Below are 11,745 nucleotides of genomic sequence, written 5' to 3'. Positions count from 1 at the left end.
TCCGCTGACTGCGCGGAAGTATTGGCCGTGACGGTGGTCAACATCAGGCTGGGTAGGGTAAAAGTTCGTTTCATCGTCAGCTCCATTTCACATAGTCCTGAGGGCAGTCCGTTGCTAACGTTCTGCCAGGTTACAGCTGGCCGAACGTTATTATGCACAGGAGAACGTGAATGGATGCAAAGCAGTGTAAAGCTGGCTTAAAGGTTGACCGCTATTTACGGTACAAAATTGCCTGCGAATACCACTGGCCCGGAACCATGGTGTCATCAATCATTATGATGACGTAGTAATCCGCTTTAGCCGCCTCAGCTTTGACCTTTAGCGCAGCCTCGACATCCATCGGTGAGCCGTACATTAATACGCTCACCGTCCCCATCTTCTGCAGACCCGCTGTCTGATTACGCTGGATCTCTTGTGGATGGTCGGTTGCCGGCGGCGGCGCCTTTGGCGTCCCCTGTAGGGCGCTACAGCCGGTTAAAGCGATTGCCATTAACCACGGTGCAAACCTACGCATAACCATATCTCGTTTCCTGTTAGTCATAGTGTAGTGGTAGCCTGAATGTCATTTCCGGGGAATGTTCCCAAATTGTTATCCCGTACGCGATTTTCGAATGAAAATATCGTGAAAGCGTAATCTGGTTCTCAAGATTATGAATCATGTGCGAACGAGCGACTTGAGTAATAACATAACATCACTTGAGAGAAAGGAGATGGTAAATGATTGCACTAGAAATGCGTAACCTTGCGGGTGGGGAGGTTCTCCATGCGTACCCGCAGGGCGCCGCGGCTACGGCGCTGCCTTGCATTGTCTTTTATCATGGTTTTACCTCTTCTAAGCTGGTCTACAGCTATTTTGCCGTTGCGCTTGCAGAGGCGGGGTTTCGGGTGATTATGCCTGATGCAGCGGAACATGGCGCGCGCTACCGGGGAGACGAACAGGGGCGAATGCAGCGTTTCTGGCCGATTCTGATGAACAATTTTATTGAATTTCCGGCACTACAGGAGGCGATTCGGGATCGGGGATGGCTGGCTGACGACAGGCTGGCGGTGGCAGGCGCATCGATGGGCGGAATGACGGCATTAGGGATTATGACCCACCACCCGGAGCTGAAAAGCGTAGCCTGCCTGATGGGGTCAGGCTATTTCAGTTCGCTCTCGCAGGCGCTTTTCCCTTCACCTTCGTTCGATGCAGAACAGCTGGTGGCATGGGACGTCAGCCAGCAGCTGGCGACCCTGGCCAGCCGCCCGCTGCTGCTCTGGCACGGCGATGAAGATGATGTCGTGCCGCCGGGGGAAACCTTCCGCCTGCAGCAGGCGCTGCAGCAAAACGCGCTGGCCGACAATTTAACCTGCCTCTGGCAGAAAGGCGTCCGCCACCGCATTACGCCGGAAGCGTTAGCCGCGACGGTGGACTTTTTTCAACGTCATCTTTAAACGCGAATCACCTGTACGCCCTGATCCTCAAGCTGCTTGAGGATCGCCTCATCCGCCTGTTTACCGGTAATCACCAGGTCGATTTGCCCGGCCTGGCTAAAGAGCATTCCGGCGCGTTCGCCGACTTTGCTGCTGTCGACCAGGACCGCGAGTTTGCCGACGACGTTAAGCATTTTTTGCTCCGCCATTGCCGTCAGCATATCGGTTTTATACAGCCCTTCGGCGGTCAACCCTTTGCCGCTGGTGAACATCCAGTGCCCGGCATACAGGCTGTTTTCGCTGCCCTGCGGGCTCAGGGTGATAGAGTGGCTGCGGTTATACTGCCCGCCCATAATGATGACGCTGTCGTGTTCCTGATCGATCAGATAGTTGGCCAGCGGCAAATAGTTGGTGATGATCTGTACCGGTTTGCCGCACAGCTCCTGTCCAAGCAGGAATGCGGTAGAGCCGCAGTTAATGACGATGCTTTCGCCAGGGTTGACCAGCTGCGAAGCCGCACGTGCAATCCGTACCTTCTCATCGTGGTTTTGCGCCTGGTGAATATTCATTGGCGACCAGCGCGGTCGCTGCTCGCTGATGGCTTCGGCGCCGTTGCGGACTTTTTTCAGCCTGCCGCTTTCGTCGAGTTTGTTGATATCGCGTCGTGCCGTCGCCGGAGAAATTCCCAGCCGGGAAATCACCTGCTCCACGGTGACAAATCCCGTTTGTGCCAGCAAATCCAGTAAAATTTGATGTCTTTGCGCTTCCGTCATGAGCAAATCCGATTAAAAGTGATAAGCAAAGATGATATTTGAAATCAGGTGAAAATACTAATGCTGACGGGGATAATTTCCGGCGGGCGGTCCCGCCGGAGAAGCCTTACAGGAACGACTTAAAGGGCAGGTCCGGTTCCATCGTGAAGCAATCGTCGAATCCGCGCGGATAATGGTATTCGAAGTTGTCTTTATCCAGCGGCCAGGTGAATTTTCCGCCCACCTGCCAGATGAAAGGCTTAAAGCCATACTGCAGACGATCTTTTTTCATCTCCCACAAAACGCGGATTTCCTGCGGATCGGCCTGGAAGTTTGACCAGATATCGTGATGGAACGGGATTACCACTTTAGCATTCAGCGACTCGGCCATGCGCAGGATATCGGCGCTGGTCATTTTGTCGGTGATACCGCGCGGGTTCTCGCCATAGGAACCCAGCGCCACGTCGATCTGGTGTTCGTTACCGTGCTTCGCGTAGTAGTTGGAGTAGTGGGAATCGCCGCTGTGATACAGGTTGCCGCCCGGCGTTTTGAACAAATAGTTCACCGCGCGCTGATCCATTCCGTCCGGCAGGACGCCTGCGGCTTTTTGATCCGCGGGTAAGGTGATTAGGGCCGTACGGTCAAAAGCGTCGAGCGCGTGGATTTCAACATCCTTTATTTTAACCACATCCCCTGGTTTCATTACGATACAGCGCTCTTTTGGAACGCCCCAGCCCATCCACAGGTCGACGCAGGTTTGCGGGCCGATGAACGGCACGTCCTCGGCGCAGTTCTGCATGACCGCGGCAGCCACGTTCACATCAATATGATCGTTATGATCGTGGGTGGACAGTACGGCGTCGATCTGGCGAATAGCGAATGGATCGAGAACAAACGGAGTGGTGCGCAGGTTTGGCTGGAGCTTCTTCACGCCGGCCATACGCTGCATCTGGTGGCCCGTTTTCATCAGCGGGTTCCCGTGGCTTTGCTTGCCGGTACCGCACCAGAAATCGACGCAGATATTGGCTCCGCCTTCGGATTTCAGCCAGATGCCCGTACAACCCAACCACCACATAGCAAAGGTGCCCGGCGCAACCTGCTCTTGTTCAATTTCTTCGTTCAGCCAGCTACCCCACTCCGGAAAAGTGTTCAGGATCCATGATTCGCGGGTGATGGTTTGTACTTTACTCATTTGTTTTTCCCTCACATATTATCAAAAGTAATCACGATGTGATTTGTTTTGACGAATACTGGCACCGTTTGTTCAGGATTGCAATCCTGAAATTTGCCCTTCATGAGGGGAATCGCGGAGGGTAAAAAGAGGGGCAGGCTGAAGTTATGACATGAGTTATGTTTTATTTCATTGATTTAAATATACTATTTTACATTTTGTAGAAATGAGAATTAATACGATGGCGGATTGTGTGATTATTTGCGGCGTGCGTCACATTTAATCAAATATAATCTTGTTGTGATTATTTTTGATTATTAGAGTGATTGCAACAACCAACCTGGGCGTAGCGTGCGTTCAGAGCGTCCACCTTCTGGAGTGTGTTATGGAGATTCTCTACCACATCTTTACCGTGTTCTTTAACCAGGTTATGACCAACGCCCCGCTGCTGCTGGGTATTGTGACCTGCCTGGGCTATATCCTGCTGCGCAAAAGCGCCAGCGTTATTGTTAAAGGGACGATTAAAACCATTATCGGTTTTATGCTGCTGCAGGCCGGCTCCGGCATTCTGACCAGCACGTTTAAGCCGGTCGTGGCGAAAATGTCTGAGGTTTATGGCATTAACGGCGCTATCTCCGATACTTACGCGTCAATGATGGCCACGATCGAACGCATGGGCGACGCCTACAGCTGGGTGGGCTATGCCGTGCTGTTAGCCCTGGCGCTGAATATCTGTTATGTCCTGCTGCGGCGTATTACCGGTATTCGCACCATCATGCTGACCGGACACATCATGTTCCAGCAGGCGGGGCTGATTGCCGTCTCTTTTTACATCTTCGGCTACCCGATGTGGTCGACCATCATCTGTACGGCGGTACTGGTGTCGCTCTATTGGGGCATTACCTCGAACATGATGTATAAGCCGACTCAGGAAGTGACCGACGGCTGCGGCTTCTCCATCGGACACCAGCAGCAGTTCGCTTCATGGATTGCTTACAAGGTCGCCCCGTATCTGGGCAAAAAAGAGGAGAGCGTTGAGGATCTTAAGCTGCCGGGCTGGCTGAACATCTTTCACGACAACATCGTCTCCACGGCCATCGTGATGACCATTTTCTTCGGCGCGATTCTGCTCTCCTTCGGCATCGACACCGTACAGGCGATGGCGGGTAACACCCACTGGACGGTCTATATCCTGCAAACGGGCTTCTCGTTCGCCGTCGCGATTTTCATTATCACCCAGGGCGTGCGCATGTTCGTCGCCGAGCTTTCCGAGGCGTTCAACGGTATCTCCCAGCGCCTGATTCCCGGCGCCGTACTGGCCATTGACTGTGCGGCGATCTATAGCTTTGCGCCAAACGCCGTTGTCTGGGGCTTTATGTGGGGCACCATCGGCCAGCTGATCGCCGTCGGTATTCTGGTCGGCTTCGGCTCTTCCATTCTGATTATTCCGGGCTTTATCCCGATGTTTTTCTCCAACGCCACCATCGGCGTCTTTGCTAACCACTTTGGCGGCTGGCGCGCGGCGCTCAAGATTTGTCTGGTGATGGGCATGATCGAAATCTTTGGCTGCGTCTGGGCGGTGAAGCTGACCGGCATGAGCGCCTGGATGGGCATGGCGGACTGGTCAATTCTGGCGCCGCCGATGATGCAGGGCTTCGCCTCCATCGGTATCGCGTTTATGGCCGTCATCATCATTATTGCACTGGCTTATATGTTCTTTGCAGGGCGCACGCTGCGCGCTGAAGAGGACGCGGAAAAACAACTGGCAGATGCCTCTGCTCAATAAGGAGTTTTGACTATGACCGTACGTATTCTGGCTGTATGTGGCAACGGGCAAGGAAGTTCCATGATCATGAAGATGAAGGTGGACCAGTTTTTGACCCAGTCAAATATCGATCACACGGTGAACAGCTGCGCGGTAGGCGAATACAAGAGTGAACTCAGCGGCGCGGACATCATTATCGCCTCCACCCATATCGCTGGTGAGATTAGCGTCTCCGGCAACAAATACGTGGTTGGCGTGCGCAACATGCTCTCGCCTGCGGATTTTGGCCCAAAACTGCTGGAGGTGATCAAAGCGCACTTCCCGCAGGATGTGAAGTAAGGACGCCAAATGAAATTACGTGACTCGCTGGTGGAGAACAACTCCATCCTTTTACAGGCCGACGCCAGCACCTGGCAGGAAGCCGTCAAGCTGAGCGTGGATTTACTGGTGAAGGCGGATGTCGTGGAGCCGCGCTACTACCAGGCCATTCTGGATGGCGTTGCTCAGCACGGCCCTTATTTTGTGATTGCTCCCGGTCTGGCGATGCCGCACGGTCGGCCGGAAGAAGGGGTGAAGAAAACGGGCTTTGCGCTGGTTACGCTGAAAACGCCGCTGGTTTTCAATCATGAGGATAACGACCCGGTCGACATCCTGATCACCATGGCGGCCGTGGATGCCAATACCCATCAGGAAGTCGGCATCATGCAGATCGTCAACCTGTTTGAAGATGAAGCCAATTTTGACCGTTTACGCGCCTGCCGCTCCGCGCAGGAAGTTCTGGAATTAATTGATAACGCTACGGCAGCGGCCGTTTAAAAGGAATACCAAAATGTCATTACCTATGTTGCAGGTTGCGCTCGATAACCAATCTATGTCTTCCGCGTATGAAACGACGCGCCTGATTGCCGATGAAGTGGACATTATTGAAGTCGGTACCATTCTCTGCGTGGCTGAGGGCGTACGCGCCGTTCGCGACCTGAAGGCGCTCTATCCCAACAAAATCGTGCTGGCGGACGCCAAAATCGCCGATGCCGGTAAAATTCTCTCCCGCATGTGCTTTGAAGCCAACGCCGACTGGGTCACCGTGATCTGCTGCGCGGACATCAACACCACCAAAGGCGCGCTGGACGTAGCGAAAGAGTTCAACGGCGACGTCCAGATCGAACTGACCGGCTACTGGACCTGGGAGCAGGCGCAGGAGTGGCGTGAAGCGGGCGTTCAGCAGGTGGTTTATCACCGCAGCCGCGATGCCCAGGCCGCCGGCGTAGCGTGGGGCGAGGCGGATATCAGCGCGATCAAACGCCTGTCCGGGATGGGCTTTAAAGTCACCGTCACCGGCGGCCTGGCGCTGGAGGATTTGCCGCTGTTCCAGGGGATTCCGATCCACGTCTTTATCGCCGGTCGCAGCATTCGCGACGCCGCTTCCCCGGTGGAAGCCGCGCGGCAGTTTAAACGTTCGATCGCCCAGCTGTGGGGCTAAGGAGCGGCTATGCTGTCGAAACCTATTCCGCTCGGCATCTATGAAAAAGCGCTCCCCGCCGGGGAGTGCTGGCTGGAACGTCTGCGGCTGGCTAAGGCGCTCGGTTTTGATTTCGTCGAAATGTCGGTCGATGAAACTGACGCCCGCCTGGCCCGGCTCGACTGGAGCCGGGAGCAGCGCTTCGCGCTGGTTAACGCGATTGCGGAAACCGGGGTGCGCGTGCCCTCAATGTGCCTGAGCGCCCATCGGCGCTTCCCGCTCGGTAGCGAAGACGACGCGGTACGGGCGCAGGGCCTGGAGATTATGCGCAAAGCGATTCGGCTGGCGCAGGATGTGGGGATTCGCGTAATCCAGCTGGCCGGCTACGACGTCTACTACCAGGAAGCCAATAACGAGACGCGCCGTCGTTTCCGCGATGGGCTAAAAGAGAGCGTTGAAATGGCCAGCCGCGCGCAGGTAACGCTGGCGATGGAAATTATGGACTACCCGCTGATGAACTCGATCAGCAAGGCGCTGGGCTACGCCCACTACCTGAATAATCCGTGGTTCCAGCTCTATCCGGACATCGGCAACCTTTCCGCCTGGGATAACGACGTACAGATGGAGCTTCAGGCCGGGATGGGGCATATCGTGGCGGTGCATATAAAAGACACGAAACCCGGCGTATTTAAAAATGTGCCGTTCGGCGAAGGCGTCGTCGATTTTGAACGTTGTTTCGAAACGCTCAAGCAGACGGGCTACTGCGGTCCGTATCTAATTGAAATGTGGAGCGAAACGACCGACGATCCGGCCGCCGAGGTCGTGAAAGCGCGTGATTGGGTGAAGGCGCGGATGGCCAGCGCCGGTCTGCTGGAGGTGGCATAATGCAAACGCTGAAACGGCAGGTTTTCGACGCCAATATGGATTTACCGCGCTACGGCCTGGTCACTTTTACCTGGGGTAACGTCAGCGCTATCGACCGCGAACGCGGGCTGGTGGCGATTAAGCCCAGCGGCGTCGCCTACGAGACCATGAAAGCGGACGATATGGTGGTCGTGGATCTCGAGGGGAACGTGGTGGAAGGACGCTATCGTCCTTCTTCCGATACCGCCACGCATCTGGCGCTGTATCGCCGCTATCCGAGCCTTGGCGGCGTGGTGCATACCCACTCGACGCACGCGACGGCCTGGGCGCAGGCGGGTCTGGCCATTCCCGCGCTGGGGACGACCCACGCGGACTACTTCTTTGGCGACATTCCCTGCACCCGGGCGTTAAGCGCGCAGGAAGTGGCGGAGGCTTATGAGCTGAACACGGGCCACGTGATTATCGAAACGCTGGGTGACGTTGAGCCGCTGCATACGCCGGGCATCGTGGTCTATCAGCACGGGCCTTTTGCCTGGGGCAAGGATGCGCACGATGCGGTACATAACGCGGTGGTGATGGAAGAGGTGGCGCGGATGGCGTGGATTGCTCGCGCGATCAACCCGCAGCTAAAGCCCATCGATAGCTGGCTGATGGACAAACATTTTATGCGCAAGCACGGGCCAGATGCCTATTACGGGCAAAAGTGAAACACGTGCTCCGGAGCATTTCATCTTTATGATGAATTAACCGGTCTGCTCCGGAGCCATTTTAGTTTTGCTGATAAGCCGACGGCATGCAGCGCATGCCAACCAGCGTCACGACGCAGATTATCGCGCCGGCGTAAAACGTCGAGGCGGCGCCCAGAACTTCCCACAGCACGCCCGCACCTGCGCTGGCCAGCAGCAGGGCGATTCCGCTCATCAGGTTGAACATCCCGAACGCTGTTCCGCGCAGTTCAGGCGGGGCGGTGTGCGCCACCATCGCCGCCAGCAGACCCTGCGTCATGCCCATATGAATACCCCACAGCGCGACGCCGGCTAAAAGCGTGCTCCAGTGGCTGCTGAGCGCCAGCACGATATCGGCGGCGATCAGCACCAGCAGGCCCCACTGCAGCATTTTGCTGTGGCTCATGCTGTCCGATAGTTTCCCGAATGGATAGGCGGTCAGGCTGTAAACCAGATTCATGGCGACCATCACCAGCGGAATAGCGAACAGCGGGATCGCCATTTGCTGGGCGCGCAGGATCAGAAAGGCTTCGCTGAAGCGGGCAAGGGTAAAAATCGAGCCGATAGCCACCACCCACCAGTAGGCGGTGGAAAGCTTCTTGAGATTCTCGCGGCGCAGGGGGTTAGTGCGTTTCTGGACGACCACCGTCCTGGGCTCTTTTAATCCAAAGCCCAGTAAAGCGATAGAGAGAACGGCGGGGATCGCCGCGACCCAAAAAATAGACTGGAAATCGTTATCCCAGAGAAACATCAGCGCGACGGCAAGCAGCGGCCCCAGAAAAGCGCCGATGGTATCCAGCGACTGGCGTAGCCCGTAGGCGGCTCCGCGAATTTCCGGCGGGGTGACGTCGGCGACCAGCGCATCCCGCGGCGCGCCGCGTATCCCTTTGCCCACGCGGTCGATCATCCGGGCGCTAAACACCACGCCTGAGGTGGGCGCGATGGCGAAAAGAGGCTTGCTCAGCGCACCCAGGCCATAGCCGAGCAGCGCCAGCCCTTTACGCTTGCCGACATAATCGCTGATGACGCCGGAAAACACCTTCAGTATCAGCGCGGTGGCTTCCGCGACGCCTTCGATAATGCCGATAACAATGACGCTGGCTCCCAGCGTAGCGGCCATAAATAGAGGGAGCAGGCTGTGGATCATTTCCGAGGAAACATCCATCAGCAGGCTAACGCCGCCAAGAACCCAAACCCCTTTTGGGATACGGCTTAGCGTGGCAAAACGCGGAACCATGAAGCACTCCGGATAATCATGCGGTTAAAAAGTGATTAAATCAGGTTACGCTGGCGCTGATAAGTCACGAGAAAAAATAATTCTCAATTGCATTAAGGCGCGATTGTGCGGGTATGCCCGCCGGGCAATACCATCGCTGGCTTCCCCCTGCAACGGGAAGAAGCCAGCGATCCGGGAAAACTAGCGGTAAATGGCGGCACTGGCGTGAATGGCGCCGTCGCTTCCCGGTTCATGAATGAGGATCGGCTGGAAGAACTTCGCTCCCTGAGCATCGCTCTGCTGGCTAAGCGCCTGGTCGGCTTCCTGCTCGGTGGCGATGTTGTGGTTGATATAGATAACGCCGAGGCTCTGCACATCGTCCATGTTGCGGGCCTGGCGGGCATCGATTTTAATAGCAGCCAGCGCGTTGGCGCTCAACAAAAGCGCTGCCATCATGGTTATGAGGATGTATTTCATCACCTACCTCCTTATGACGCTCCTGACGTTCACCCGCTTCCCTGGGGTATGGATTGCTTCTGATCTAAGTGTAATCTCTGCCTGTCTGGCATATCGCGACCATTTCTGATGCAGTTGTTCAAAAAATTGTCGCTTCCGCCGTTGATTAATTTTAAATCACCGACTTAAGGCCACTTCGCGCTTAGTGCGAATTATTTGCACAATTCACTTGTCTTAAACCCCGCTCGCCCGTATTATGACGCGTCAATTTTTCAGCCGCCCTTTAACACGTTCCTTGCCTCCATGGGCCGCGGCTGACCCAGACAGGAGGCTGAATAATCCGTAAGGAGCAATTCGATGCGTCATTACGAAATCGTTTTTATGGTCCATCCTGACCAGAGCGAACAGGTTCCGGGCATGATCGAACGTTACACTGGTGCAATCACTGCAGCAGAAGGTACGATCCACCGTCTGGAAGACTGGGGCCGCCGTCAGCTGGCTTATCCGATCAACAAACTGCACAAAGCTCACTACGTTCTGCTGAACGTTGAAGCGCCGCAGGAAGCGATCGATGAGCTGGAAACTAACTTCCGCTTCAACGACGCCGTTATCCGCAGCATGGTAATGCGTACTAAGCACGCTGTTACCGAAGCATCTCCGATGGTTAAAGCGAAAGACGAGCGCCGTGAGCGTCGCGAAGATTTCGCCAACGAAACCGCAGATGATTCTGAAGCTGGGGATTCTGAAGAGTAATCCTGATGACCAACCGTCTGGAGCTGTCCGGCATTGTATGCAGGACTCCACTTCGTAAGGTCAGCCCGTCAGGAATTCCACACTGCCAGTTCGTGCTTGAGCATCGTTCAGTGCAGGAGGAAGCCGGTTTTCACCGGCAGGCATGGTGCCAGATGCCCGTGATAATTAGCGGACACCAGAACCAGGCCATTACTCACAGTATAACGGTCGGTAGCGCAGTAATCGTTCGAGGGTTCATCTCTTGCCACAAGGCAAAGAACGGCTTGAGCAAAATGGTTCTGCATGCCGAGCAGATTGAATTGATAGATTCTGGAGACTAGCCATATGGCACGTTATTTCCGTCGTCGCAAGTTCTGCCGTTTCACCGCGGAAGGCGTTCAAGAGATCGACTATAAAGATATCGCTACGCTGAAAAACTACATCACCGAAAGCGGTAAGATTGTCCCGAGCCGTATCACCGGTACCCGTGCAAAATATCAGCGTCAGCTGGCACGCGCTATCAAACGCGCTCGCTACCTGTCCCTGCTGCCGTACACTGATCGTCATCAGTAATCGGTCACGGTCCATTAATACGACTTTGAGAGGATAAGGTAATGCAAGTTATTCTGCTTGATAAAGTAGCAAACCTGGGTAGCCTGGGTGATCAGGTTAACGTTAAAGCGGGCTATGCTCGTAACTTCCTGGTACCACAGGGTAAAGCTGTTCCTGCTACCAAGAAAAACGTTGAATTCTTCGAAGCACGCCGTGCTGAACTGGAAGCCAAACTGGCCGAAGTTCTGGGCGCTGCTAACGCACGTGCTGAAGCAATCAACGCACTGGGCACCGTTACCATCGCGTCTAAATCTGGCGACGAAGGTAAACTGTTCGGTTCCATCGGTACCCGCGACATCGCTGACGCTGTAACTGCAGCTGGCGTTGCCGTTGCTAAGAGCGAAGTTCGTCTGCCGAACGGCGTTCTGCGCACCACCGGTGAGCACGAAGTGGACTTCCAGGTTCACAGCGAAGTTTTCGCTAAACTGGTTGTTAACGTTGTAGCTGAGTAATTTTTACTCAACTCACGTCGAGACGCCGGCCTTGTGCCGGCGTTTTGCTTTTCTGTCTTTGTCGAATCTTTTCCTGGTATGGTGGCTATTCTTAGCAACTTTCTGGATAATAAAATAAAACACTATTT

The 11,745-nt window shown here is 55.0% G+C and carries 17 protein-coding genes; 12 read left to right on the top strand and 5 right to left on the bottom strand.

The window, feature by feature from the left end:
* On the top strand, window positions 1-201 hold a 201-nt coding region (locus tag HMPREF1144_RS33525), incomplete at its 5' end, for a hypothetical protein (RefSeq protein ID WP_227500427.1).
* Window positions 202-211: 10 nt separating this feature from the next.
* Here HMPREF1144_RS33525 and bsmA read toward each other — a convergent pair.
* Window positions 212-520: a biofilm peroxide resistance protein BsmA gene (bsmA, locus tag HMPREF1144_RS07885; protein WP_004097988.1), complete on the bottom strand. Its 309-nt coding sequence runs from the start codon at window positions 518-520 to the stop codon at window positions 212-214.
* A gap of 197 nt (window positions 521-717) precedes the next feature.
* Between bsmA and yjfP the strand changes: the two genes are divergently transcribed.
* The gene (gene yjfP / locus HMPREF1144_RS07880) at window positions 718-1,434 is read left to right on the top strand and encodes an esterase (RefSeq protein WP_009652326.1); all 717 of its coding nucleotides are present in this window, start codon (window positions 718-720) and stop codon (window positions 1,432-1,434) included.
* Here yjfP and ulaR read toward each other — a convergent pair.
* Together ulaR and ulaG are read right to left on the bottom strand one after the other, a co-directional pair.
* Window positions 1,431-2,186 (bottom strand): HTH-type transcriptional regulator UlaR, encoded by a 756-nt coding sequence (ulaR, locus tag HMPREF1144_RS07875; RefSeq protein ID WP_004097990.1) that lies wholly within the window; start codon window positions 2,184-2,186, stop codon window positions 1,431-1,433. The genes yjfP and ulaR overlap by 4 nt on opposite strands.
* 106 nt (window positions 2,187-2,292) lie before the next feature.
* Window positions 2,293-3,357, bottom strand: a complete 1,065-nt coding sequence (gene ulaG / locus HMPREF1144_RS07870) for an L-ascorbate 6-phosphate lactonase (RefSeq protein WP_004097991.1) — start codon at window positions 3,355-3,357, stop codon at window positions 2,293-2,295.
* Between the two features lie 364 nt (window positions 3,358-3,721).
* On the opposite strand from ulaG, the gene ulaA reads away from it, so the two are divergent.
* Genes ulaA through HMPREF1144_RS07840 form a run of 6 tightly spaced genes read left to right on the top strand, consistent with a single transcriptional unit; the run spans window position 3,722 to window position 8,131 of the window.
* Window positions 3,722-5,122 carry a PTS ascorbate transporter subunit IIC gene (gene ulaA, locus HMPREF1144_RS07865; RefSeq protein WP_009652334.1) on the top strand — a complete coding sequence of 467 codons (1,401 nt, stop codon included), beginning with the start codon at window positions 3,722-3,724 and terminating at the stop codon, window positions 5,120-5,122.
* 12 nt (window positions 5,123-5,134) lie between these two features.
* The gene (gene ulaB, locus HMPREF1144_RS07860; RefSeq protein WP_004097993.1) at window positions 5,135-5,440 is read left to right on the top strand and encodes a PTS ascorbate transporter subunit IIB; all 306 of its coding nucleotides are present in this window, start codon (window positions 5,135-5,137) and stop codon (window positions 5,438-5,440) included.
* A 9-nt stretch (window positions 5,441-5,449) separates the two neighbouring features.
* Window positions 5,450-5,917: a PTS ascorbate transporter subunit IIA gene (gene ulaC, locus HMPREF1144_RS07855; protein ID WP_004097995.1), complete on the top strand. Its 468-nt coding sequence runs from the start codon at window positions 5,450-5,452 to the stop codon at window positions 5,915-5,917.
* Between the two features lie 13 nt (window positions 5,918-5,930).
* Entirely contained in the window at window positions 5,931-6,581 is a 651-nt protein-coding gene (locus HMPREF1144_RS07850) for a 3-keto-L-gulonate-6-phosphate decarboxylase UlaD (RefSeq protein WP_009652369.1), read from the top strand.
* Window positions 6,582-6,590: 9 nt separating this feature from the next.
* Window positions 6,591-7,445, top strand: a complete 855-nt coding sequence (locus HMPREF1144_RS07845) for an L-ribulose-5-phosphate 3-epimerase (protein ID WP_004097997.1) — start codon at window positions 6,591-6,593, stop codon at window positions 7,443-7,445.
* Entirely contained in the window at window positions 7,445-8,131 is a 687-nt protein-coding gene (locus HMPREF1144_RS07840; protein ID WP_004097998.1) for an L-ribulose-5-phosphate 4-epimerase, read from the top strand. Before HMPREF1144_RS07845 ends, HMPREF1144_RS07840 begins: the two co-directional genes overlap by 1 nt.
* 61 nt (window positions 8,132-8,192) lie before the next feature.
* Here HMPREF1144_RS07840 and HMPREF1144_RS07835 read toward each other — a convergent pair whose 3' ends face one another.
* Both HMPREF1144_RS07835 and HMPREF1144_RS07830 read right to left on the bottom strand, forming a co-directional pair.
* Window positions 8,193-9,386, bottom strand: coding sequence for an MFS transporter (locus HMPREF1144_RS07835; protein ID WP_009652374.1), 1,194 nt, complete (start codon window positions 9,384-9,386; stop codon window positions 8,193-8,195).
* Window positions 9,387-9,566: 180 nt separating this feature from the next.
* On the bottom strand, window positions 9,567-9,842 hold the full coding sequence (locus tag HMPREF1144_RS07830) for a DUF1471 domain-containing protein (RefSeq protein ID WP_009652318.1): 276 nt from the start codon (window positions 9,840-9,842) through the stop codon (window positions 9,567-9,569).
* A gap of 336 nt (window positions 9,843-10,178) precedes the next feature.
* On the opposite strand from HMPREF1144_RS07830, the gene rpsF reads away from it, so the two are divergent.
* From rpsF to rplI, 4 genes are read left to right on the top strand one after another with little or no spacing between them, the layout of a single operon-like run.
* On the top strand, window positions 10,179-10,574 hold the full coding sequence (rpsF, locus tag HMPREF1144_RS07825; protein ID WP_004098001.1) for a 30S ribosomal protein S6: 396 nt from the start codon (window positions 10,179-10,181) through the stop codon (window positions 10,572-10,574).
* A gap of 5 nt (window positions 10,575-10,579) precedes the next feature.
* Entirely contained in the window at window positions 10,580-10,894 is a 315-nt protein-coding gene (gene priB / locus HMPREF1144_RS07820) for a primosomal replication protein N (RefSeq protein ID WP_004098002.1), read from the top strand.
* Window positions 10,895-10,898: 4 nt separating this feature from the next.
* A complete protein-coding gene (gene rpsR, locus HMPREF1144_RS07815; protein ID WP_000135199.1) occupies window positions 10,899-11,126 on the top strand; it encodes a 30S ribosomal protein S18 in 228 nt (75 codons plus the stop codon).
* Between the two features lie 41 nt (window positions 11,127-11,167).
* The gene (gene rplI / locus HMPREF1144_RS07810; RefSeq protein WP_004098003.1) at window positions 11,168-11,617 is read left to right on the top strand and encodes a 50S ribosomal protein L9; all 450 of its coding nucleotides are present in this window, start codon (window positions 11,168-11,170) and stop codon (window positions 11,615-11,617) included.
* Window positions 11,618-11,745: the final 128 nt, after the last annotated feature.

This window comes from Klebsiella sp. OBRC7 (genome assembly GCF_000293135.1).
GTDB classification, from domain to species: domain Bacteria; phylum Pseudomonadota; class Gammaproteobacteria; order Enterobacterales; family Enterobacteriaceae; genus Klebsiella; species Klebsiella michiganensis.
Note: the sequence above shows the minus strand (reverse complement) of the source record. Positions and strands in the feature narration are given on the sequence as shown.

Bases quoted from the DNA above. Each gene is read 5' to 3' on its own strand.
- bsmA (WP_004097988.1), bottom strand. From the start codon at position 520: ATGGTTATGCGTAGGTTTGCACCGTGGTTAATGGCAATCGCTTTAACC.
- yjfP (WP_009652326.1), top strand. From the start codon at position 718: ATGATTGCACTAGAAATGCGTAACCTTGCGGGTGGGGAGGTTCTCCAT.
- ulaR (WP_004097990.1), bottom strand. From the start codon at position 2,186: ATGACGGAAGCGCAAAGACATCAAATTTTACTGGATTTGCTGGCACAA.
- ulaG (WP_004097991.1), bottom strand. From the start codon at position 3,357: ATGAGTAAAGTACAAACCATCACCCGCGAATCATGGATCCTGAACACT.
- ulaA (WP_009652334.1), top strand. From the start codon at position 3,722: ATGGAGATTCTCTACCACATCTTTACCGTGTTCTTTAACCAGGTTATG.
- ulaB (WP_004097993.1), top strand. From the start codon at position 5,135: ATGACCGTACGTATTCTGGCTGTATGTGGCAACGGGCAAGGAAGTTCC.
- ulaC (WP_004097995.1), top strand. From the start codon at position 5,450: ATGAAATTACGTGACTCGCTGGTGGAGAACAACTCCATCCTTTTACAG.
- HMPREF1144_RS07850 (WP_009652369.1), top strand. From the start codon at position 5,931: ATGTCATTACCTATGTTGCAGGTTGCGCTCGATAACCAATCTATGTCT.
- HMPREF1144_RS07845 (WP_004097997.1), top strand. From the start codon at position 6,591: ATGCTGTCGAAACCTATTCCGCTCGGCATCTATGAAAAAGCGCTCCCC.
- HMPREF1144_RS07840 (WP_004097998.1), top strand. From the start codon at position 7,445: ATGCAAACGCTGAAACGGCAGGTTTTCGACGCCAATATGGATTTACCG.
- HMPREF1144_RS07835 (WP_009652374.1), bottom strand. From the start codon at position 9,386: ATGGTTCCGCGTTTTGCCACGCTAAGCCGTATCCCAAAAGGGGTTTGG.
- HMPREF1144_RS07830 (WP_009652318.1), bottom strand. From the start codon at position 9,842: ATGAAATACATCCTCATAACCATGATGGCAGCGCTTTTGTTGAGCGCC.
- rpsF (WP_004098001.1), top strand. From the start codon at position 10,179: ATGCGTCATTACGAAATCGTTTTTATGGTCCATCCTGACCAGAGCGAA.
- priB (WP_004098002.1), top strand. From the start codon at position 10,580: ATGACCAACCGTCTGGAGCTGTCCGGCATTGTATGCAGGACTCCACTT.
- rpsR (WP_000135199.1), top strand. From the start codon at position 10,899: ATGGCACGTTATTTCCGTCGTCGCAAGTTCTGCCGTTTCACCGCGGAA.
- rplI (WP_004098003.1), top strand. From the start codon at position 11,168: ATGCAAGTTATTCTGCTTGATAAAGTAGCAAACCTGGGTAGCCTGGGT.